The organism is Sphingobacterium sp. UDSM-2020 (assembly GCF_016132525.1).
In the GTDB taxonomy this organism is placed as follows: Bacteria; Bacteroidota; Bacteroidia; order Sphingobacteriales; family Sphingobacteriaceae; genus Sphingobacterium; species Sphingobacterium anhuiense.
Genome location: NZ_CP066166.1, coordinates 1,620,365 through 1,641,531, shown reverse-complemented (window position 1 = coordinate 1,641,531; position 21,167 = coordinate 1,620,365). Strand labels below are relative to the sequence as shown.

Here is a 21,167-nt window from a genome sequence, read left to right as displayed (position 1 = left end):
ATCGCGTTTATCACAATCTAATTAAGAAACAATCGGTACTAAAGGATCTGCATAATGCGCCAATCCAAAATTACGAGTCAATGCATCCTCTGGATGATTGATATGCCATTCAAACTCATCTCTAAAATGTCGTATGGCCGCAGCCACTGGCCATGCCGCAGCATCACCTAACGGACAGATCGTATTTCCTTCAATACGTCTCTGTATATCCCAAAGCAATTCAATATCAGATAAATTGCCATGTCCCATCTCGATCTTGTGCAACACTTTCTCCATCCATCCTGTTCCCTCTCTACATGGAGAGCACTGTCCACAACTCTCGTGATGATAAAAACGACTAAAATTCCACGTATTGCGCACAATACACTGATCCTCATCGAAAGCAATAAAACCGCCTGATCCCATGGAACTTCCTGTTTGGAAACCTCCATCAGCCAATGATTCATAAGTCATTAAGCGGTTATTGCCATTTGCTGTTTTTAAAATTAAATTCGTTGGTAAAATAGGAACCGATGAACCGCCGGGGACTACCGCCTTTAACCTTTTCCCATTTGCGATGCCACCACAATACTCATCTGAATAAATAAATTCTTCTACAGATAAGCCTAAATCAATCTCATATACACCTGGCTTTAATAGATTTCCACTGGCCGATATTAATTTTGTTCCTGTACTCCGCTCTATACCGATCTTCGCATATTCTTCTCCACCATCATTAATAATCGGAACAGTAGCGGCAATCGATTCAACATTATTGACTACTGTAGGACAGCCGTATAATCCTGCTATAGCGGGAAAAGGGGGCTTTATTCTCGGATTTCCTCTTTTACCTTCCAAAGACTCTAATAAGGCAGTCTCTTCACCACAGATATAAGCTCCAGCTCCCGGCTGTACATAAATCTCTAAATCATAACCTGACCCCAAAATATTCTTACCCAAAAAACCTGCAGCTTTCGCCTGCTCAATAGCACGTTCAAGAATACGGATCTGAGGCATCATTTCACCTCGAACATAGATATAAGAAGTCTTAGCTCCTAAAGCATAGCTAGAGACGATCATTCCCTCCAACAAAGCGTGAGGAATATGTGTCATCAAATAACGATCCTTGAAAGTACCTGGTTCAGATTCATCTCCATTACACACTAAATAACGAGGAACACCCTCCGGTTTTGCTAAGAAACTCCACTTCATCCCAGTAGGAAAACCAGCTCCTCCTCTTCCACGAAGACCTGATTTCTTAACTTCTTCAACAACATCATCAGGGGACATCGTTTTAAGTGCTTTTTCAACCGCACGATATCCGCCATGTTGACGATAAACATCAAAAGTTTGAATCCCTGGAACATCAATATGTGTTAACAAAAGTTTACGCGCCATATTACTTAGTTTTTGAGCTTAAATCATCTATTAATTGATCAACACGATCTTCGGTTAAGTTCTCGTAGAAAGTGTATTCAGGTCCGATCTGTAAGACAGGCCCATAGCCACAGGCTGCTAAACACTCGACTCCTCTCCATGAAAACAATCCATCGGCCGTCACTTCTCCTTCTTTAACACCCAATTTATGTTCAAGATGGCTCATAATACGTTCCGCTCCGACCAGGCAACAGGGACCAGTTCTGCATATTTCCAAAACATATTTCCCCTGTGGTTGCAATAGATACATCGTATAAAAAGAAGCAACTTCATAAACTTCGATAGGCTCTATACTTAAATAATAAGCGACCTTATCCATAGCATCAGGACTTAACCACCCAAACTCCGCTTGTACTAAATGCAGTATAGGAAGCAATGCCGATTTTTGTCTCCCTTCCGGAAAACGTCCCACTACTTCAGCAAATTGATTTAGCAATGTTGAAGAAAATTCAACATATTCATTATTTTTTATACTAAGCATCTAATTCTCCTGCAATAACGTTAAGACTACTCATATTAAGAATCGCATCCGAAAGCAACATTCCTGCACTCATCGGAGCAAACATTTGGTAATTGACAAAGGAAGGCCTTCTGAAATGTAAACGATAAGGGGTACGTCCGCCATCGTGCACCAGGTAAAATCCTAATTCTCCATTGGCACCTTCGACAGCATGGTAAACTTCAGCCTTAGGGGTATCGACTTCTCCCATCACAATTTTAAAATGATAGATTAATGCTTCCATATTGGTGTACACCTGTTCTTTTGGAGGTAAATAAAACTCCGGTACATCAGCATGAAAAACTCCCTTAGGTTCTTTCTCTATTTTAGCTAAAGCCTGTTCAATAATGCGTAAAGATTGCCACATTTCTTCATTACGCACCATATAGCGATCATAAACATCTCCTTTTGTACCTACAGGGATATCAAAATCGAATTCATCATAGGAACAATAGGGGTTTTGAACACGAATATCATAATCCACACCTGTAGCACGTAAAATAGGGCCAGACCAGCTATAATCTAAAGCTTCTTCCGGCGTAACGGCCGCAATTCCAGATGTTCGCTCTATAAAAATTCGGTTTCGGTCAAATAGCTCCATAAATTCTGTCAGAACCGGAGGAAATCTTTTTAAAAACTCTTCAATCTTTGCAAATGCAATGGCATTGAAGTCTCTTTCAAAACCACCGATACGACCAATGTTAGTCGTTAAACGGGCTCCACATATTTCTTCAAAAATTTCATATATAAACTCCCGCTCCTGCATAACATACAAAAAGCCTGAAAATGCCCCGGTATCAACACCGAGAATACCGTTACAGATAATATGGTCAGCAATACGAGCCAATTCCATTACGATAACTCGCATATACTGGACACGCTTTGGAATTTCTATTTTTAATAATTTCTCAACGGTCATATGCCAGCCCATATTATTAATGGGGGCAGAACAATAATTCAATCTATCGGTGAGCGGGGTAATCTGATAAAATGGTCGATGTTCAGCAATTTTTTCAAACGCCCGATGGATATAACCGATTGTTGAAACACCGCTAACAATACGTTCACCATCAATTTGGACTACGTTTTGAAATACACCATGAGTCGCAGGATGTGTAGGACCAATATTTAAGGTTATCAACTCATCCTGGGGATCATTATCATCGTAAACAGGTTTATTTGGGGATATCTTGGTAATATAATCGTTCATAACTGGTTTCCTTTCTAACGTTAGCGTCCAAAATAGAGATCTTTCTTGTCTACACGGTTGGGGTCTTCTAAAGGGTATTCCTTCCGCATAGGATAAACCTCCATCTCGTCTACATTTAATATCCTCCTTAAATCTGGATGTCCTAAAAACTGTATACCATAAAAATCATACGTTTCTCGCTCCATCCAATTTGCACCTTTCCAAATGGTAGTAGCCGTAGGAATTTCCGGATTTTTTCCGTCTATCGCCACTTTAATCCGAATCCGAATATTATGCACGAGGCTATTCAGATGATACACCACTTCAAATGACTGTTTCTGCTGCGGATAATGAACAGCCGTAATATCTGTCAAGTGAATAAACTGCAATTCCGCATCATGTTTCAAAAAAGTCAACACAGCATGAATAGCATCAATATGTACATTCACTGTTAATAGATCATAGTCATCAGCCAATTGTGACACATCAGCACCGAATTTAGACCCTAACTTCTCCCACAAATAGGTATTATCTAGCTTATTCATAAGTTTCAATTCCGTATTTTTCTAATAAAGCGCGGTATTCAGGTGTATTTCTCCTATTCAATGATTCATTTTTAACAATATCCTGCAAGCGTAAAACGCCGTCTAATATTGCTTCTGGCCTCGGCGGACATCCAGGCACATATACATCAACAGGAATAATTTCATCGATTCCCTGTAAGACAGAATACGTATCAAAAATCCCTCCGCTTGAGGCGCATGCACCAACCGCAATCACCCAACGAGGTTCAGCCATTTGCATATATACCTGTTTCAAAACAGGAGCCATCTTTTTAGCAATGGTTCCCATCACCAATAACATATCAGCTTGGCGAGGAGAAAAACTTGGTCTTTCTGCGCCAAAACGAGCAAGATCATATGTTGAACCCATTGTAGCCATAAATTCGATCCCACAACAAGAAGTAGCAAAAGGCAAAGGCCATAAAGAATTTGAACGCGCCAAACCAATCGCTTTATCTAAACTCGTGGCAAAAAAACCAGCGCCCTCAACTCCCGGAGGTGCTTTGGCCAACTTAATATCGCTCATGGAAATATAATTTAAAGTGGTTTACAGTTGTGTGCTGTCGCACATATCAAAACTAACATTTTCTAGATAAAAATCAAGCTGTTAGCGCAATTTAGAACTATTCTAATCCCAGCTCAAAGCTTTCTTTTTAATGACATAAATGAAGCCTAAAAGCAGCATGGCCATAAAAATAAACATCTGGATCAAACCTTCAAATCCAAATTCTCGAAAATTAACTGCCCACGGATACATAAAGATAACTTCGACATCAAAAATGACAAACAGAATAGCAACAAGAAAATACTTAATCGAGAAAGGCTGTCTTGCATTTCCAACAACTTCAATACCCGACTCAAATGAACTAAGCTTATTTGCAGTTCTTACTTTTGGGCCAATGAGATGTGTGATGATGATCGTTCCAATACCAAATCCAGCAGCAACAATGAGCTGAAATAAAATTGGTAGATAGTCAATAGGTGCACTCGCACTAACTTGCTCCATATCAAAATGTTTATATTGGTAAAACCTAAATTTACGAAAAAATCACCTAAAATCAAAAAAGGGGAGAACAAATGTTCTCCCCTTTTTACTTTAAAATAGTAAGCCTATTTAATACCTTCTAAATAAGATTTAGCATTCTCATTTTCAGGATCTAATTTCAATACTTCTTGGAAACTAGCTTTTGCTTTAGCCATTTCATTTTTACTATATTGGAAGAAACCAATATAAGTGTAAGCATCGATTAAATATGCTTTATTTTTCTCTTGTGTTCCTCTTTCGTTGATAACCTTAATTAATTTTTCGAAAGGAGCCACAAAATCACCCTTTGGAGTTTCCAAATTATCCGTACCTAAAGCAGAAAAAGCTTTGTAGTATAGCGCTGGAACCAAGTATTTCTCTAATACCTCAGGTTTATTCGCATTTTCGATAACAGTTAACTGTGCTTGCGATTTTACAAAAGCGGCAACAGCTTGATCTTTTAGAGCTTGATCAGTTACATTACCTTCCTCATCCTTACTTTCCTGATCCTTTTTAAAACCAATTTGGTAATTACCTTCTCCAGCATAATAATTAGAATCGAAGTAATAATCAGTATCAGGATATTTAGCAATAATCTCAAATAATGCTACTGCAGTTGCAGTCTCTTGATCTTGATATTTTGCAAATGCTGTTTCAGCAACCTCTGCTAACAATTCTTTATCTTGATCAATTGCTTTTTGAATAAATACAATACCCGATTCCACTTTATTATTAGCGACATCAGATAAACCTGCATACATATTATCCAAAGGAATTACACGTAGAGGATCCATTTTTGCAAACATCTTTTGGATATTCTCAGATGCTTTAGCGTAGTCTTTATTTCTAAATGCATTGTATGCTAAATAACGATAAATCTTAGGATCTACATCTGGATTTTTCGCTAATTCTTCAGAAACTGCTCCTAACTCATCATATTGTCTAGCATAAACCAAGAAATCGGCATAACGGATCTTTGCTTCCAAAGAGTTATCACCATTAACTTCTAAATACTTTTTATATTGCTCAACACCTTTTTTATTTAATTCCACATACTTCTCGTCAGATGTACCAGGTGCTTTTGACCACATATTGTAAGTCTCCGCTAATTCACGGTAAGTCGGAGCATAAGTAGGTGACGCTGTAGTAATCTCTGTCAATTGAGCAACTGCCTCATCAAAAGCTTGTGCACCACGAACAATTACTGCAAGTCCAATTTTAGCACGAGTTGAATTCGGATCCAAATCAGTTGCTTCACTATAACTTGAGTAAGCGCTACTTGCTTCCTTCAATCCTCTATAAGCATCTCCTAATGCCAACGGAATAGCGGCATCTTTAGCATTCTTTGCCTTAGCTTGTGTTAAATAATCCAAAGCTTTTGCATAGTCTGGCTCTGGCGCCTTAATATAAGCACGACCAATTTCCAACAATTCTTCGTAATCTTTTTTCTTTAAGTTTGCACTAGCTGCAGAAAATTTAGCTTCAGCCGAAGCCTTATCTTTTTTCAACAAATCAATGTAGCCTAAACCAACGTTATTAATCTGTGATTTTGGATCAGCAGTCAAACCTTGATTGAAGAAAATTGCCGCAGAATCAGGCTTATCATTGACTAAATAAATCTGACCTAAATAGAAGTAATTATCACCAACCTTAGCTTGTTTACTTACTAATTGTTGCAAAATTGTTTTTGCTTTACCGTAGTTTTCTGTTTCAATAGCCGCTCTAGCATCCTTTAAACTTTGTGCACTTGCTGTGCCAACAGAACCTGCTAATAACAGACTAAATAATAATTTACTGTTTGTCATAATCTATTGTTGTACTATTTTATACTCTAATTTAAACTGTTTTCTTCTCTAATAATAATATCACGTCCTGGCATTGTTGCAGGTAAAAGTCCAGCTTTTAAAAAAATACGCTGACCTCTATCTCCTGTCAAAAAGGCACTAAAGCCCAGGCCTAAGCCCATGTTCGGCTGATAATTCAATACATATATAGGTCTTGTAAAAGGATATACACCTAAAGATATATTGGATTGCGAAGGTTTGTAGAACAAACCGTCTTTCTTAGCTCCTAAAGCATTTTCTACGCTCAATGTACGAATTTTATTCAATAATTCAGATTTTTTTTGAGTCATATCCAATATCCAGTTGAAACCTACAATTCCGATACTTCCTTTATTCTCACTCACATATTTGATGACATCAGTATTATTCTCTAAGGCAGAAATCGCTGTTGGATCAATTTTATCGATAGATAGATATTCCTTTAAAAATCGTAAAGTACTTGAGTTTGCATTATCAAAAACTACTTTGTACTTACCTTTAAGTGTGCCGTTTAACAATGATTTAACGTCAGAAAGTGTGATGATAGTATCTGCATCACCAACATTATTTATCAAAGCGATTGCATCACTCCCAATTTGATATTCCTTTGGAACAATTTTTCGGTCCTTAAAGTTTTTCCCCTCAGCTGCTGTCAACTTACGTGTTAAAATAATCACATTTGAAGTATCCGCCAACAAAGCATTTATGGCTTTAATTTCAGGTTTGGCCAACAATTGAATAGTAGCATCTGAGTATGAACTTTGAAATACATCAACCTGTTCTTTAATGATTGGATACAAGGTCTCATCAACAAGCACATTTACCTTACCACGCAAGATATCCTCGCTGGGAGCTGTTGGAGCTTGCTTCCCATTACGATTACAACTCACTAACATTAAAACTCCAAAAATTGAAAATAAAATTATTTTTAAGCTGTTTTTCATAGGGCAATCATTTAATAAATAGGTTGCAAAAATTAAAGCAATTCTAATTTCGTAATGAGACTAGTTAAAATTACTTTGCCACAATCTGACGAAACGAAGGAAAGAATAAACAATCAGAACAACTCCAAACAATGTTCTATATGTTGGATTGATGTCCAAGGGTAAATCTTTCCAAAAAATAACCAGTAAGCCCAGCCCAAAATATAGGCCAAACATAAATAGTCCTAAAATAGACAGAAATCGCTTTATAGGCGATTTCTGTCTGTAATTTGTATTATTCGAATTAAAGTTCGCCACTAATTACTGATTTTGTGTGTTTAAGCGAATAGGTAATGTATAAGCTACACGAACAGGACGACCATTTTGAATACCTGGTTTCCATTTCTTAGCTTTTTTCAACATTCTAACTGCAGCATCACCAGTTCCGTATTTAAGATCGCGTTTTACAGAAATATCTGTTAAACTACCATCTTTTTCAACAACGAAAGATACTTCAACTACACCCATGATACCATTTTCTAAAGCTCCAGAAGGATATTCATAAGTTTCTCCTACCCACTTCATAAAAGCAGCCATACCTCCAGGAGGCAATGGTTGAACCTCTACTGCATTGAAGGAAATTAATCCATCTGGATCACCATTTGGATCACCTTTCTTAACACCTGTAATAGCACCATCCTGTTTTTTAGTACCGAACTCACCACGAGCTACTGAAGAACCTGTTGCGCTACCTTTTAAAGTTAAACGAGCAGGAGTTTTTTTATCATCCTTAAACTCTTCTTGAGCAGCAACTTCTTCTTTCACTTGTGCAGCCGGAGCTACTTTTGGTTCTGGAAAACGTACCAAATCTTCTTTTGGTATGTCCATAGCCACTTGCTGAGGCTTCTCCTCCTCAATCGGAAGTGGTTCTTCTTCTTCTGGTTCAGGTGGTTTAATTTCCTCCAAATCCTCTAAAGTCACTTCAGTAACAACTGGAGGGGCTTCAACAGGTTTATCAGGAAATAAGCTACCTCCAAATAATCTAAGAAGACTCAATAGTACCACAGCAACAACTACAGCCAACAAACCTACGTTTGTAGCTTTAGGAGCAAGCTTACGAAGTTCGTAAGCACCATACTCCTTGTTTCTGCCTTGAAATACTACATCAAGCCATTCCTTTTTAAAAATATCTAATTTTGACCCAATCATATTTCTATAGTTTTCGTGATTTCTATAATAACTAACTTAGTCATTATAAATATTATCACGTTTTAAAACATCTATTTCTTCAGGACTAATCTTCGCAATCATATAACGCTTAATATCTACAATCTTCATCTCATCAAGAATATCAACAAGATCTTTTTGTGTAGACATATCACTAGGTCTGATAATCACGATTACATCTTTTCCGCCAGAAACACGAGGAACGTAAGCTTTTTTCTCAATTAAAACCTTGCGTATTCCATCTGCTCCGAAACCTGTAACCGTTGGACCTTCAATAGGTGCTTTTACCTGTCCATAATACCAAGAAACTTTGTTGTCAGATCCTAATAAAATCGTTACGGAACGGTTATCTGCTGTTAGTACTTCAGATTGTTCATCCTTAATTTTATTTTTATCAGGCATCGCAACGTCCATTGCTTGTGGTTTATTTAAAGACGTAGTTAACATGAAGAAGGTAATTAATAAGAATGCTAAATCTACCATGGCTGTCAAATCGACTTTACCACCGTTTTTCTTAGATCTTACTTTTCCGCCTTTGCCACCCTTACCACTGTCTTGATTTAATTCTGCCATTTATGTCTTTTTATTAAATCAACATTATTTATCTTCAGCACGTAAACCAGTAATGAAACTGAATTTATTTTGCTTTTGATTACGTAATGTTTCGATTACCGCATTAATTGAAGGATACTTTTCCGTTGCGTCAGCTCTGATAGCAATTTTCAATGGTCCTGGATAAACAAAATCCTTTTCCCCTTCTTTTGCCTTATTTACCTCTTCTGCAGCTAAACGTGCTGTTTGTATCCATTGGTATAATTCATTAGATAATGTTTCTGTACTATCGACAGGAATACCATTCTGAACACCAGGCTCAAGACGTTTGCTTGGCTCCATTGCCAACACTTGCTTGATCGCTTTCATAGGAGTACCGACATTTTCCATCAACGCAAACTGGTCGTAATCTTGTTGAGAAAAGTTAACGCCATATCTTGATGACATTTTCTCTAAAGTTTTAACCCTAACATCGCGGTCTGTCGCACCAAAAAATATTTTACCTTTATCTCCAACCGTAATAATACCTACGTTTGAATCTGGTAATTTATCTTTCGTGGTAGACGCCGGCGTATCAACCTCGAATGCTTCCGGTTGTTTCGCTGTAGATGTCATTACGAAGAATGAAAGAAGCAAGAATGATACGTCACACATCGCGGTCATATCAATGGATGTACTGGCTCTTTTTATTTTTGCTTTACCCATTTTAAACTTCTTTATAAATTAATTATTCAATCTCTTTCTATATGATGCTAATGAAACAATTATTCCATAAAATAATTTTCAAAAACATCATATAATTACTATTTGTGGTTCGCAGCGTATGTTTGTACGATTGAGAATCCAGCTTCGTCGATTGAATAAGTTAATTTATCAATTTTAGCTGTTAAGATATTGTACATTACAATCGCAATTGTAGAAGTACCGATACCTGTCGCTGTATTGATTAGGGCCTCAGAAATACCATTTGCTAATTTAGCTGAATCAGGAGTACCACCTGTTGCTAACGCACTGAAGGCCTTGATCATACCTGTTACTGTACCTAATAAACCTGTTAATGTACCGATAGAAACTAATGTAGCGATTACGTTTAAGTTTTTCTCTAACATCGGCATTTCTAATGCTGTTGTTTCTTCGATCTCTTTTTGAATTGCAATTGTTGCTTTCTCAGTATCTACAGCAGTATCAGCAGAAACTGATTTGTATTTTACTAAACCAGCTTTGATTACGTTTGCAACAGAACCTTTTTGTTTGTCACACTCAGCAATAGCTGAATCTAAATTACCGCCATTAATTAATACTTGTACTTTTCTTACGAAATTACCAACATTTCCTGTTCCAGAAGCTTTTCCAATTACAATGAAACGCTCAATAGAGAATACCCATACCATGAAGAATAAACCTAATAAAACCGGTACTACAGCACCTGCGTGATAAACCATTCCTAAATAGTTACCTGGTAAAGGTTGGTTCTCTGGATTATTATCAAGAAAGTTTGAAGGACTACCCATCACAAATTTCCATAAAAGGTAACCGAGAATGAAACAAATGATAATTGCAGCTTGTGCAAAGAAAGAACCTGAATTATTGCTCTCTTGTTTTGCAGCAGGACTTGTTTTAGGTGCGTTTGCCATTTTTCTAATTTTTTAGTTTTTTACTGTTGTTAAATATAATATGTTTTTTTTAATTATATGCTTGTTGTATGTATTCGTTTTAAAATTTGTCAAGCAAATATAGTCTTTTATGCCATATTTAAAATCTTAAAGCGAAATATATTAGAAATATAAAAGAGACTTTAAATTCCCTTTACAATTCCTTAATATTAAGTTATCACCTCAGCGGTTCCGACTTTCAATCTAATGCTACTAATCCCTTTTATCAGGAGAAAGCAATAAATTTTTTACAATGAAAACCATTTTTTTTTTGATATGCAAGAAAACAAACGATTTAATTGCAAATTCAAGTAACCGCTCACTCACCTATCTACATCTATCAAAAAACTTTCAATCTATGTTTAAACGGATATTACTTATTAATTTTCAACCATTTACAACGCGCACCCCTGTTCAATATGACCTGTTTGGGGCTAAAATAATGGAATACTAACCTCCCACCAATTTTACTTTGTATCCTTCAGAAAGTAACAGATCAGCAACTTTCTGTTTAAAGTCTCCTTGTACAACTATTTCAGCATCCTTAGCACTTCCTCCAACACCGCATTTCTGTTTTAAAAATTTACATAACGCTTCCAGGTCTTCTTGTTTACCTTTAAATCCGGTAACTAGTGTGACAACTTTCCCTTTTCGCATCTTACGATCCAATTGAACTTTGAGCTGTTGCTGTTGATTAGGAAGTGTTTCTAGGTCCTCTAATAATTCTGAAAATTGATATTCAAAACTGTTATCTGTTGAATATACAACGCCTTCATACTGCTGTTTCTTATTTTTACTCATAACTTTTTTTAACAAATAACTTTCAATGCCTTAGGAATAATGCCAATATCAAGACTTGAACCCAAGTCAACTGGCTCACCATCAATGTGAACTACCGATTTTACAATCGCTTCAATCTTAATATTTCTTCCCGGAATTATTTCGACGTAGTCGGACTGATCCGCAGACTTATTAAACAAATGAAACAACATTTTTGGTAAAATATACATTGGAAATTGATGAACAATACACACATCTAATATCCCGTCATTAACAGATGCCTGTGGTGCGATGTAAGCGTTATTACCATATTGTGGTGAATTGGCGACAGAAATCATAAACGCTTTACGCTCGTATTCTTTACCATCAATCCATAGTTTATAGTCGCACGGTTTATATTTACTCAGTACGTTTATTGCCGATTTCAAATATCCCAAAGGCCCACGAATATTCTCATTAGCGAAATTCTCGCTAACGGATGCATCAAAACCTAATCCAGCAATATTAAAAAATTTGCGATTATTTATCGTGCCACAATCAACCTCTACAAATTCAAATCGATTTATGCGACGAATTGCAGCAGTCTCATTTAAGGGAATACCAAGATATAAGGCAAGCCCATTCCCTGAACCTTCAGGAACAATACCTAAGGGTATACCGCTCTCTGCTAATGCAGATCCTAACTCATTTATTGTTCCATCGCCACCTACTGCTATCACTGCATCGTACTTTTCTTCAACAGCTCGCAAACCAATTTCGTACGCATGATTGGCATAGGATGTCTCCTGAAAAGTAGGATCAAACTTTTGTAAATCAAGCACATCCAACACCTGCTTCTTAAAAGATGTTTTGCGCTTCCCTCCCGAAATCGGATTGATAACAAACAGTATTTGTTTACGTTTTCCCATAAATCAAATATACGCTTATTCACTAATTTCTTGAAACAATGTCAAAATTCTTAAATACCATAAAGATTGATCCAGCTATTTTAAACTATTCTACAAGAAATCTTTAAACTTAACAGAAAGTATTGTAGTTTTGTGTCGACAATAAAAAATGTGGACTGATTTGCGTAGTATATTCTTAATGAGAATATAACAGGAGATTGCAACCACAGTAAAAAAGTGCTAAAACCATCATATAGCAAGGCTATTTAGTACTTTTCTATTGAAACAACCTCTCCTCGCAAATCCTTATAATATAATATTAAAAAAGGTAATATGGCTTACTTATTTACGTCCGAATCTGTTTCAGAAGGACATCCAGACAAAATTGCTGATCAAATCTCAGATGCACTGATTGACAATTTTTTAGCTTGGGACGAAGATGCACGCGTTGCAATCGAAACTTTGGTAACAACGGGACAGGTTGTACTTGCAGGTGAAGTGAAATCAAAAATATATTTAGATGTTCAAAAAATAACACGTGCAGTAATAGAGCGCATTGGTTATACCAAGTCTGAATATATGTTTGAAGCAAATTCATGTGGTGTATTATCGGCTATCCATGAACAATCGGCAGATATTAATCAGGGTGTAGACCGTAAGGCAAAGCAAGATCAAGGTGCCGGCGATCAAGGAATCATGTTTGGATATGCAAGCAATGAAACGGATAACTATATGCCCCTGGCCTTAGATTTATCGCATCGCTTACTTTATGAATTAGCGGCATTACGTCGTGAAAATAAGGAAATTACTTATTTACGCCCTGATGCTAAATCACAAGTAACGTTAGAATATACGGAAGATCATAAACCAGCACGTATCGACACCATCGTGATCTCTACACAACACGATGATTTTTCATCAGAAGAAGAGATGCGTGAAAAAATTACAGCTGATATTAAAAATATCTTAATCCCAAGGGTTAAAGCACAATTAAAACCAGAACTGCAAGAATTATTTAATGGTGATATCAAGTTTCATATTAACCCAACAGGAAAATTTGTTATTGGTGGACCACATGGTGACACCGGTTTGACAGGTCGCAAAATTATTGTTGATACCTACGGTGGTAAAGGTGCACATGGAGGTGGAGCTTTTTCAGGAAAAGATCCGTCAAAAGTAGACCGTTCTGCTGCCTATGCAACACGTCACATTGCTAAAAACTTAGTTGCCGCAGGTATTGCAGATGAAATTTTAGTTCAGATTTCTTATGCAATTGGTGTAAAAGATCCAATGGGAATTTATGTCAATACTTATGGAACAAGCAAAGTGGAATTAAACGACAGTCAAATTGCCGATAAAATCACTGAAATTTTTGACATGACTCCTTACGGTATTGAAACCAGATTAGGCCTAAGAAACCCAATCTATTCGGAAACTGCAGCATATGGACATATGGGTAGAACCCCAAAAACTGTAACGAAAGAATTTGAAAATTCTAACGGTGATAAAAAAACAGTTGAAGTTGAGTTATTTACTTGGGAAAAACTAGACTTTATTGATAAAGTAAAGACAGCTTTTGGTTTATAGTCATTTAAATTTGGCTACACTCATAAAAAGACAACAGGCCCATCTTTGATGGGCCTGTTGTCTTTTTATGATACGTTAGTTTAATATCTCAACACACAGATTAGATAAGACCTCGTGCTTTAATCTCTAAGTATTTGTTAATGGAATTAATGGTCAGATTTTCTGGTGCTGTATAAATTGTTTGAATTCCGTTTCTATGCAATTCTTGAATAATGAGATTTTTCTCATAAATGAATTTCTCCGCAATAATTTGGTTATATATTTCAATCGTCCTGTGAGGCGAACTTTTCGCGAGTTCATCCAATTCTGTATTTTGAAATACGATAACCACTAAGATATGGGAACGATTGAGCATTCTTAAATAAGCTAACTGCCTATTAAGAGCGTCCAAAGTCTCGAAATTTGTGTAAATAAAGATAAGAGAACGTTTATTAATATGCTTATTCGCGTAAGTATATAAATTGCCAAATTCAGACTCCTGAAATTCGGTTTGAATATGATAGAGTGCCTCTGAAATCCGCATCATTTGATTATTACGTTTCTCTGCAACAACCTGATTACCGATCTCTTTTGAAAAAGTAAGCATCCCTGCACGATCATGTTTCAGAATAGCCGCATTTGATAAAACTAAAGTAGCATTAATGGAATAATCCAATAATGTCATCTCTTCAAACGGCATACGCATCGCTCGTCCAGTGTCAATGAAACTATAAATGGGTTGTGATTTTTCTTCTTCAAATTGATTTATCATCAATTTCTTAACTTTGGCTGAAGCCTTCCAATTCATCCTTCTGTAATCATCTCCTTGCACATAATCACGCACATGATCAAACTCCATGGCTGCACCAATTCTTCGAATACGCTTAATACCCATTTCATTCAACCTGTTGGTCGTGGCTAAAAGCTGATATTTACGTAATTGAATAAAAGAAGGATAACATGGAATGCTTAAGGTATCATTTGTTGCAAACCTTCTTTCAAAAAAACCCAAAAAACGAGCCATAGCACAACATTTTCCAAAAGAATAAATACCCCGACGTGTCAATTTCAGACTATAATGAATTTCCTTTTCTAAGAAAGGGGATAATGTAATTTCAAAATCTTTATCTCGAACCTGTAATTCCACTGGAAATTCTTCTAATATACGAACGAATATCCGACGGGGATACCGACTTTCGGCTCTGATAATAAGTGGGTTGTCGTCACCATTAGAAAATTTTTCTGGATAATTCCGTATCACAGAAACATTCCCTTTATCAGAAAATAAGAATATCAAATCCCAGATCATCACGGCAGTTAAGATCCAAAAAAGAATAGCTACAGGAATAAACAACACTTTCACAAAAAATGAAATAACAAAAAATGTTGCAATGGTCAGCAGACCATAAAAAAATCGATTTGTGAAATACAGTTGTTTGAGCTTCTTCATTATCTCGGAATTTCTATACTAGCAATGATTTGATCAATAATGTAATCTGTTGTGAAACCTTCCATTTCCTTCTCAGGAGTCAGCATAACACGGTGTCCTAAAACCGCAAAAGCAACTTTTTTAATATCTTCAGGTGTGACAAAATCACGACCATTTAGTGCTGCTGAAGCTTTAGCAGATTCCAAAATAGCAATTGAAGCTCGAGGTGATGCACCTAATGTCAAATTAGGATTGTTTCTGGTCTTAGAAATTAAATGAGCGATATAAACCAAAATTTCATCATGTACATATATGGATTTGATCAAACGCTGAAAATCAGCAATTTCTTGCGAAGACACGACCTGTTGAACCAACGCTTCTTTATCTTGCGCCTTTTGTAAGTGATGCTCCTTTAAAATCAACAACTCCTGTTCTTGATCAGGGTAATGAACATCTATTTTAAAAAGAAAACGATCTAATTGTGCCTCTGGAAGTCGATAAGTTCCTTCGTGCTCAATTGGATTTTGTGTTGCAAATACAATAAACGGGGTTGGTAAAAAATAAGTTTCTCCATCAACTGTTACCTGGCGTTCGGCCATAGATTCAAATAAAGACGCCTGAGTTTTGGCAGGAGCACGATTTATTTCATCAATTAAGATGATATTCGCAAAAATAGGCCCTCTCTTAAAAATAAATTCATTCGTCTTTAAATCCAAAATAGAAGAACCTGTGACATCTGAGGGCATTAAATCGGGTGTAAACTGGATTCGTTTGAAATCACTAGCAATTGTTTTTGAAACCAATTTAGCAGATAATGTCTTTGCCACGCCTGGCAAACCTTCAATCAAAGAGTGACCTGATGCTAGGATCGAAATCAATAGCATATCCAAGAGTTGATCCTGACCAACAATCACTTTCTTTACTTCAGCTTTTACAGCTGCCATTTTTTCATATAGAACCGTCAAATCTAAACGATTCTCAAAAGGCATATATTTTTCAAATTCACTCATTACATTTCTGCTTTAACTTTAAATTCTTCTATTTTAGTATTGACATTTCTTAAATCCTGTTCTGTAAAATGACTTCCTTTTTGGCATTGTGTTATCAATTGAATCATTTCTGCTGTTATTTCTTTTGATACACCAGAGCGTTCAGACAAGTTCTCTAAAAATTCTTCTTCATGAATAAGTAATGTATCAACATGAAATTTTTTGCGAATATCATGTAAAAAATAATCAATCTTTTTGTGAACCATATTTTCCGGAGAACCATTTTCATAATATAATGTTGCAATGGTTTCACAGAACTGCTTAGACAAATTAGGTTCTGGAAGAACTGTTTTAACAGCGCGCTGCTCTCTTCTACTCTTAAAAATTAAAAACAATAATAAGCTGACTAGCAGTAAATACCATGCTTGTCTCAATCCCATATGATTTAACAGAACACGAAGCGGTGTTTTCGATTCATTATATTTACTCTTAAAATCATACCACCCAATAGTCTGTCCATCCAAATAGCTAAAAGCTCTGGCGACATATTGATATTGCTTTTGATTGTTCAACAAATAATAATTACCAAATAACTCGGGTGTAATATGTAGCATGATGCTCCCTTTACCTATTTTCAAAGAAATAAAGTTCGGCAACAAATGTTCCTTATAGCGCAAACCACCTAAGATCGTTGCAGACTTTGGTAGTTTGGTGAACGAATAATCCAAAGTACTCTTATTAAAAGAAATAGGTATCCCATCTTGGGTAAGCTCAACTTTTATTTCTTCCTCAATATCATCTTGATTATCATAGAAGTATTCATAATCAACCTGTAACGTATCTAATAATTTTTGATTGATCTGCTCGGCAGCAATAAAAACTTTGCCGCCATTTGTCGCGAATTTTAATATGCGATTATTAACAGCATCACCAAGGTCAAACGCTTCTGAAATAAACAACAGCTGTTCTTTTGGAGCATTAAGTCTATTGTCTGATTCAAAGTAGGTAAATAGATCTTCTTTAATATCGATAACCTTCGCCTGTTTGTCAAACATATGTGGAAGCTCTTCATGGGTCACATAAAGTCCGAAGGGATTTTTATCTTTTTGATCAAATGTTCTGTCCCAAATAATAGGTTTCTTACTCGTTAGATCAATGATACCGATTGCAACGAATACAATTATAAAAATAAATACGCTAAATTTTAACGAGCCTTTCATGAGATTTTAGATTGAAAATTTTTAAAATCTTGTTGATAACGCTCAAAATCGGTAGCAGTTAAATTAAAATCACCAAACCAAACATATTCAAACACCCGAGTGCATTTAATAAACTCATTTTTTAAAACTGAATCTGAAATTTCATTTGCAAAATCATTATTTGTTTTACTATACTTCCACTTGATCACATGAGCATGTGCTAGTTTTTGAATATTTAACAATTGCATATAACGAATAGCGAGAGTATAATTTCTGTCCTTAATCGCATCAACGAGATAGGGCTTTAAATCGGTATTCATCAAATTCTTTTCTACATACCCCAAATTTTGAACACCTTCTGTTTCAGGCTCTTTATTGTCTTTTCTAAAGAAACTGTTGCCTGAATAAATTAATTTATAAAAGATATAAATCAATACCACTAAACCTAATATTCCTAAGAAATAGAAAAACTCTTCATTATAATTAAAAGAAGAATTTGGCATCAAACTGCTTAACCAACGATTGAAACGGGTCATTAAACGATCAAAAAAACCAATTTTATCTTTAATATTCTCAGAATAGATAAACTCTTCGGATTGATAGCGATCCAAGACACTTTTATAATCTGTAATCGTTACTGTAGCAGCACGATTATCTTTCGGAATTTCCTGAAACAAATTCTTGTTCCAGATATCGACGCGTGTTTGTTTTATTGTATCTATACTCGGCATAGCCATACGCGTAGAGTCTTTATTTGCATAGCTAGCTGTCGTGAAAAATAAAAGAATAACAAAAAAATATCTATTCATCATTTTTCCTTCCCAAATTTGCAATCATCGCATAGATACGATCGCCATATTTAAAATCTTTCGCCGTTTCGTAAATAATCCCATTTGCCAGAACACCTCCCATATATAAAAAAATTGTCAGAAGAGTTACAAGGAGCGCTCCTATGGTCATTAACATTTTCCCAAAAGATCCATCGAAAAAAGAGCTATCAAATTCTAAGAAATTATAGGAAATTAGTCCGATGATTAAACCTGGAATGAAAGTTAACATCATCATTACTACTTGAAAAATGAAACTAACAATATAAGTGGCAATACCATATTGAACAATATTCTTTCGAATGACATTAAATGTCTCTAAAAAAGTCGTCGTCAAAGAAAAATATCCTTCCCGATAAAACAAGAACGAGCAGAAAAACCACAATCCAATTATTGAAAATAAGATTCCAATAGCAAAGCTGCCAAACAAAGGAATAAACATCAGAATAATCATGGCTATCCCTGCGGGAATGCCAATTATTACGACGACCAACAAAGAAGCGAAGAAAAATTTCACGTACATACCGATGTGGTTTCGAAATGCGTTCAATAAATCTCTACCTGTAAAGTCCGTATTTTTTTGATTCTTCAATAAAATAAAATATTCGATGCAGATACCGTAAATGTATAATCCTAATAATAAGATAGTAACACACAGAAGACTTACCCATAAATACACGTTAAGATCTTCAAACGAATCACTTTCGGATGAAAACGTAATCTTTGTAGACAGGAAATAATAGAGGATTGTCGTGATACTCAAGGGTATAATAGAAACACTAAAAACTGTTCCGACAAAATGACCCAAAACAATTTTTAACAAATCGATAAAACTCTGTAAAAAATCGCCAATTTTACGTTCCTTCTGAAATTCGAAATTTATTTCCATTGATTGATTTTAGCTAATTGAAAAGGACGGAGAATATAATAATATAAAATCATCACCAATGTAATTATTATGATCAGCAAGCACATGGTCATAGAAATATGATAGTAACGGGTAACAAACCCCTCCAATGTACCAGCAAGTATAAAAAATGGAATTGTACTCGCTAAAACCTTCATTGATAATTTTGCCGCTCGAATAAAGGCTTCCATTCTACTATAGGATTTTGGAAACAAGAAACTATTACCTAACATCAAACCACAACCTCCTGCTATGATAATAACAGAAATTTCTATAGTTCCGTGTATCCATATGGCAGACATCGCCTTTTGTAAAACCCCGTATTCATAAAACATATAATGAAATGCACCTAACATGATACCGTTAGAGAAAAGAATATAACCCGTTCCCACACTAAAAAAAACACCAAACGTAAAAGCTAAAAAAGCTACCCGTACATTATTAATGGTGATCGCTAGCGCAGATCCAAAATTATTCCCTGATGCATAAATGGCAGCAGGATCCCCTTTTCGGATATTATCAATGGACTGATCGACATAGGCATCTCCTAAAATTAACCTCACAAAATTTTCATCATAGTGAGCAGACAAAAAACCAATAATGCTCGCCAAAAGAAAAATCAAAAAAGAAAACAACAACGGCCGCCGCATTTGCCAAACAGCATAAGGTATTTCATATGAAAAAAAATGCTTAAGTTTATTTTCAGAAGCTTTCTGATCTTTATATATTTTTTGATGTGCTAAAATGGCCAACTCATTTAAATAATCTTTTGTCCTACTTTCTGGATAGAAAGTTTGTGCATAGGCTAGGTCATTGGTGAGTTCAATATAATTTGACGCCAGTTCATCGGGATTAACATCAACATGAATGGATAAATTATTTTCAATTGACAACCATTTTTCCTTATTTCGCTCGATGAATGATGCTTCTCTCATGAATATAAATTTTAAACCGGCTATTTCAAATATATGAATAAACTATTAATAAATACTCCACAGAACGTAAAAATAGAATACAATTTAGCTTCATTAGGTTCTAGAATTATTGCTTTTGCTATTGATTACTTTATTATTCTTGTTTATTATATCTTAATAATTGTCATTCTTGACTCTTTCCATATTAATATGGGAGATTCCTGGTTATTCTTTGGTATTCTATCATTATTGACACTTCCCGCCCTCTTCTATCCTCTTGTTATGGAAACCGCAATGTCAGGACAAAGCATAGGAAAGAAAATCATGAAAATTAAAGTGGTTAAGATCGACGGAACCCGCGCCAACTTTTATCAATATTTTGCCCGTTGGACATTTTCTCTGGTTGATATCTGGATGTGTATGGGCGGGATTGCAATTACTTCAATTGCCCTATCCAAATATGGACAACGTATTGGCGATTTATCCGGTGAGACATCTGTCATTAGTTTAAAAGCAAAATTAAACCTACAACAGACCATCTTTGAGGATGTCCCATCAGAAAAAGACATCATCTTTCCGCAAGTAATTAAATTGAGCGATCAAGATGCAAATAAGGTAAAGGATATTTACGATGGCGCTGTCAGAAGGAAAGACTACAATATTCTTTTAGCCCTTACTCAGAAACTAGAAAACATTATGGATGTTAAATCAACGATGCATCCTAATGATTTTGTCAATCAAGTCATGAAAGATCATTATATCTTATTCCGTAATAAATAGAAAAAGCCGCCTATGGGCGAC

Annotated in this window: 22 protein-coding genes; 2 read left to right on the top strand and 20 right to left on the bottom strand. The window is 35.7% G+C overall.

What is annotated here, in order from left to right; genetic code table 11:
* Nucleotides 1-21: 21 nt before the first annotated feature.
* From nuoF to JAZ75_RS07115, 14 genes are all read right to left on the bottom strand, one after another.
* Entirely contained in the window at nt 22-1,377 is a 1,356-nt protein-coding gene (gene nuoF, locus JAZ75_RS07180) for an NADH-quinone oxidoreductase subunit NuoF (RefSeq protein ID WP_021190700.1), read from the bottom strand.
* A 1-nt stretch (nt 1,378) separates the two neighbouring features.
* On the bottom strand, nt 1,379-1,897 hold the full coding sequence (nuoE, locus tag JAZ75_RS07175) for a complex I 24 kDa subunit family protein (RefSeq protein WP_132769970.1): 519 nt from the start codon (nt 1,895-1,897) through the stop codon (nt 1,379-1,381).
* Complete coding sequence (locus JAZ75_RS07170) at nt 1,890-3,125, bottom strand: NADH-quinone oxidoreductase subunit D (protein WP_021190702.1); 1,236 nt, start codon at nt 3,123-3,125, stop codon at nt 1,890-1,892. The genes nuoE and JAZ75_RS07170 overlap by 8 nt, the downstream gene beginning before the upstream one ends.
* 20 nt (nt 3,126-3,145) lie before the next feature.
* A complete protein-coding gene (locus tag JAZ75_RS07165; RefSeq protein WP_021190703.1) occupies nt 3,146-3,649 on the bottom strand; it encodes an NADH-quinone oxidoreductase subunit C in 504 nt (167 codons plus the stop codon).
* Nucleotides 3,642-4,193: an NADH-quinone oxidoreductase subunit B gene (locus JAZ75_RS07160; RefSeq protein WP_132769974.1), complete on the bottom strand. Its 552-nt coding sequence runs from the start codon at nt 4,191-4,193 to the stop codon at nt 3,642-3,644. The genes JAZ75_RS07165 and JAZ75_RS07160 overlap by 8 nt, the downstream gene beginning before the upstream one ends.
* A 102-nt stretch (nt 4,194-4,295) precedes the next feature.
* Entirely contained in the window at nt 4,296-4,673 is a 378-nt protein-coding gene (locus JAZ75_RS07155; protein WP_183917872.1) for an NADH-quinone oxidoreductase subunit A, read from the bottom strand.
* 104 nt (nt 4,674-4,777) lie between these two features.
* Nucleotides 4,778-6,496, bottom strand: coding sequence for a tetratricopeptide repeat protein (locus JAZ75_RS07150; protein WP_132769978.1), 1,719 nt, complete (start codon nt 6,494-6,496; stop codon nt 4,778-4,780).
* A 26-nt stretch (nt 6,497-6,522) separates the two neighbouring features.
* Nucleotides 6,523-7,458 carry a PstS family phosphate ABC transporter substrate-binding protein gene (locus JAZ75_RS07145; protein WP_208700843.1) on the bottom strand — a complete coding sequence of 312 codons (936 nt, stop codon included), beginning with the start codon at nt 7,456-7,458 and terminating at the stop codon, nt 6,523-6,525.
* A 300-nt stretch (nt 7,459-7,758) separates the two neighbouring features.
* Entirely contained in the window at nt 7,759-8,646 is an 888-nt protein-coding gene (locus JAZ75_RS07140; protein ID WP_021190707.1) for an energy transducer TonB, read from the bottom strand.
* A gap of 36 nt (nt 8,647-8,682) precedes the next feature.
* Nucleotides 8,683-9,237 carry an ExbD/TolR family protein gene (locus tag JAZ75_RS07135; RefSeq protein ID WP_021190708.1) on the bottom strand — a complete coding sequence of 185 codons (555 nt, stop codon included), beginning with the start codon at nt 9,235-9,237 and terminating at the stop codon, nt 8,683-8,685.
* 24 nt (nt 9,238-9,261) lie between these two features.
* Nucleotides 9,262-9,921, bottom strand: coding sequence for an ExbD/TolR family protein (locus tag JAZ75_RS07130; protein ID WP_021190709.1), 660 nt, complete (start codon nt 9,919-9,921; stop codon nt 9,262-9,264).
* A 98-nt stretch (nt 9,922-10,019) separates the two neighbouring features.
* Nucleotides 10,020-10,850 carry a MotA/TolQ/ExbB proton channel family protein gene (locus JAZ75_RS07125; protein ID WP_132769984.1) on the bottom strand — a complete coding sequence of 277 codons (831 nt, stop codon included), beginning with the start codon at nt 10,848-10,850 and terminating at the stop codon, nt 10,020-10,022.
* 468 nt (nt 10,851-11,318) lie between these two features.
* Nucleotides 11,319-11,669 (bottom strand): translation initiation factor, encoded by a 351-nt coding sequence (locus JAZ75_RS07120; protein WP_031288702.1) that lies wholly within the window; start codon nt 11,667-11,669, stop codon nt 11,319-11,321.
* Nucleotides 11,670-11,677: 8 nt separating this feature from the next.
* A complete protein-coding gene (locus tag JAZ75_RS07115) occupies nt 11,678-12,556 on the bottom strand; it encodes a diacylglycerol/lipid kinase family protein (RefSeq protein WP_132844369.1) in 879 nt (292 codons plus the stop codon).
* 312 nt (nt 12,557-12,868) lie between these two features.
* On the opposite strand from JAZ75_RS07115, the gene metK reads away from it, so the two are divergent.
* A complete protein-coding gene (metK, locus tag JAZ75_RS07110) occupies nt 12,869-14,122 on the top strand; it encodes a methionine adenosyltransferase (RefSeq protein WP_021190713.1) in 1,254 nt (417 codons plus the stop codon).
* 100 nt (nt 14,123-14,222) lie between these two features.
* Here metK and JAZ75_RS07105 read toward each other — a convergent pair whose 3' ends face one another.
* From JAZ75_RS07105 to JAZ75_RS07080, 6 genes are read right to left on the bottom strand one after another with little or no spacing between them, the layout of a single operon-like run.
* The gene (locus JAZ75_RS07105) at nt 14,223-15,551 is read right to left on the bottom strand and encodes a DUF58 domain-containing protein (protein WP_232789375.1); all 1,329 of its coding nucleotides are present in this window, start codon (nt 15,549-15,551) and stop codon (nt 14,223-14,225) included.
* Nucleotides 15,551-16,540, bottom strand: coding sequence for an AAA family ATPase (locus tag JAZ75_RS07100; protein ID WP_208700840.1), 990 nt, complete (start codon nt 16,538-16,540; stop codon nt 15,551-15,553). Before JAZ75_RS07100 ends, JAZ75_RS07105 begins: the two co-directional genes overlap by 1 nt.
* On the bottom strand, nt 16,540-17,739 hold the full coding sequence (locus JAZ75_RS07095) for a DUF4350 domain-containing protein (RefSeq protein ID WP_208700838.1): 1,200 nt from the start codon (nt 17,737-17,739) through the stop codon (nt 16,540-16,542). Before JAZ75_RS07095 ends, JAZ75_RS07100 begins: the two co-directional genes overlap by 1 nt.
* Nucleotides 17,736-18,530, bottom strand: coding sequence for a DUF4129 domain-containing protein (locus JAZ75_RS07090; protein WP_156169609.1), 795 nt, complete (start codon nt 18,528-18,530; stop codon nt 17,736-17,738). The genes JAZ75_RS07095 and JAZ75_RS07090 overlap by 4 nt, the downstream gene beginning before the upstream one ends.
* Complete coding sequence (locus tag JAZ75_RS07085) at nt 18,520-19,434, bottom strand: ABC transporter permease (protein ID WP_208700836.1); 915 nt, start codon at nt 19,432-19,434, stop codon at nt 18,520-18,522. Before JAZ75_RS07085 ends, JAZ75_RS07090 begins: the two co-directional genes overlap by 11 nt.
* Entirely contained in the window at nt 19,425-20,387 is a 963-nt protein-coding gene (locus tag JAZ75_RS07080) for a stage II sporulation protein M (RefSeq protein ID WP_132844376.1), read from the bottom strand. Before JAZ75_RS07080 ends, JAZ75_RS07085 begins: the two co-directional genes overlap by 10 nt.
* A gap of 33 nt (nt 20,388-20,420) precedes the next feature.
* On the opposite strand from JAZ75_RS07080, the gene JAZ75_RS07075 reads away from it, so the two are divergent.
* Nucleotides 20,421-21,146 carry an RDD family protein gene (locus JAZ75_RS07075; protein ID WP_208700834.1) on the top strand — a complete coding sequence of 242 codons (726 nt, stop codon included), beginning with the start codon at nt 20,421-20,423 and terminating at the stop codon, nt 21,144-21,146.
* Nucleotides 21,147-21,167: the final 21 nt, after the last annotated feature.

What these genes read in the sequence shown, in the direction of transcription:
- JAZ75_RS07145 (WP_208700843.1), bottom strand. Translation starts at nt 7,458, where the DNA reads ATGAAAAACAGCTTAAAAATAATTTTATTTTCAATTTTTGGAGTTTTA.
- nuoE (WP_132769970.1), bottom strand. Translation starts at nt 1,897, where the DNA reads ATGCTTAGTATAAAAAATAATGAATATGTTGAATTTTCTTCAACATTG.
- JAZ75_RS07165 (WP_021190703.1), bottom strand. Translation starts at nt 3,649, where the DNA reads ATGAATAAGCTAGATAATACCTATTTGTGGGAGAAGTTAGGGTCTAAA.
- JAZ75_RS07155 (WP_183917872.1), bottom strand. Translation starts at nt 4,673, where the DNA reads ATGGAGCAAGTTAGTGCGAGTGCACCTATTGACTATCTACCAATTTTA.
- JAZ75_RS07125 (WP_132769984.1), bottom strand. Translation starts at nt 10,850, where the DNA reads ATGGCAAACGCACCTAAAACAAGTCCTGCTGCAAAACAAGAGAGCAAT.
- JAZ75_RS07095 (WP_208700838.1), bottom strand. Translation starts at nt 17,739, where the DNA reads ATGAAAGGCTCGTTAAAATTTAGCGTATTTATTTTTATAATTGTATTC.
- JAZ75_RS07075 (WP_208700834.1), top strand. Translation starts at nt 20,421, where the DNA reads ATGAATAAACTATTAATAAATACTCCACAGAACGTAAAAATAGAATAC.
- JAZ75_RS07100 (WP_208700840.1), bottom strand. Translation starts at nt 16,540, where the DNA reads ATGAGTGAATTTGAAAAATATATGCCTTTTGAGAATCGTTTAGATTTG.
- metK (WP_021190713.1), top strand. Translation starts at nt 12,869, where the DNA reads ATGGCTTACTTATTTACGTCCGAATCTGTTTCAGAAGGACATCCAGAC.
- nuoF (WP_021190700.1), bottom strand. Translation starts at nt 1,377, where the DNA reads ATGGCGCGTAAACTTTTGTTAACACATATTGATGTTCCAGGGATTCAA.
- JAZ75_RS07170 (WP_021190702.1), bottom strand. Translation starts at nt 3,125, where the DNA reads ATGAACGATTATATTACCAAGATATCCCCAAATAAACCTGTTTACGAT.
- JAZ75_RS07090 (WP_156169609.1), bottom strand. Translation starts at nt 18,530, where the DNA reads ATGATGAATAGATATTTTTTTGTTATTCTTTTATTTTTCACGACAGCT.
- JAZ75_RS07140 (WP_021190707.1), bottom strand. Translation starts at nt 8,646, where the DNA reads ATGATTGGGTCAAAATTAGATATTTTTAAAAAGGAATGGCTTGATGTA.
- JAZ75_RS07120 (WP_031288702.1), bottom strand. Translation starts at nt 11,669, where the DNA reads ATGAGTAAAAATAAGAAACAGCAGTATGAAGGCGTTGTATATTCAACA.
- JAZ75_RS07150 (WP_132769978.1), bottom strand. Translation starts at nt 6,496, where the DNA reads ATGACAAACAGTAAATTATTATTTAGTCTGTTATTAGCAGGTTCTGTT.
- JAZ75_RS07130 (WP_021190709.1), bottom strand. Translation starts at nt 9,921, where the DNA reads ATGGGTAAAGCAAAAATAAAAAGAGCCAGTACATCCATTGATATGACC.
- JAZ75_RS07080 (WP_132844376.1), bottom strand. Translation starts at nt 20,387, where the DNA reads ATGAGAGAAGCATCATTCATCGAGCGAAATAAGGAAAAATGGTTGTCA.
- JAZ75_RS07160 (WP_132769974.1), bottom strand. Translation starts at nt 4,193, where the DNA reads ATGAGCGATATTAAGTTGGCCAAAGCACCTCCGGGAGTTGAGGGCGCT.
- JAZ75_RS07085 (WP_208700836.1), bottom strand. Translation starts at nt 19,434, where the DNA reads ATGGAAATAAATTTCGAATTTCAGAAGGAACGTAAAATTGGCGATTTT.
- JAZ75_RS07105 (WP_232789375.1), bottom strand. Translation starts at nt 15,551, where the DNA reads ATGAAGAAGCTCAAACAACTGTATTTCACAAATCGATTTTTTTATGGT.
- JAZ75_RS07115 (WP_132844369.1), bottom strand. Translation starts at nt 12,556, where the DNA reads ATGGGAAAACGTAAACAAATACTGTTTGTTATCAATCCGATTTCGGGA.
- JAZ75_RS07135 (WP_021190708.1), bottom strand. Translation starts at nt 9,237, where the DNA reads ATGGCAGAATTAAATCAAGACAGTGGTAAGGGTGGCAAAGGCGGAAAA.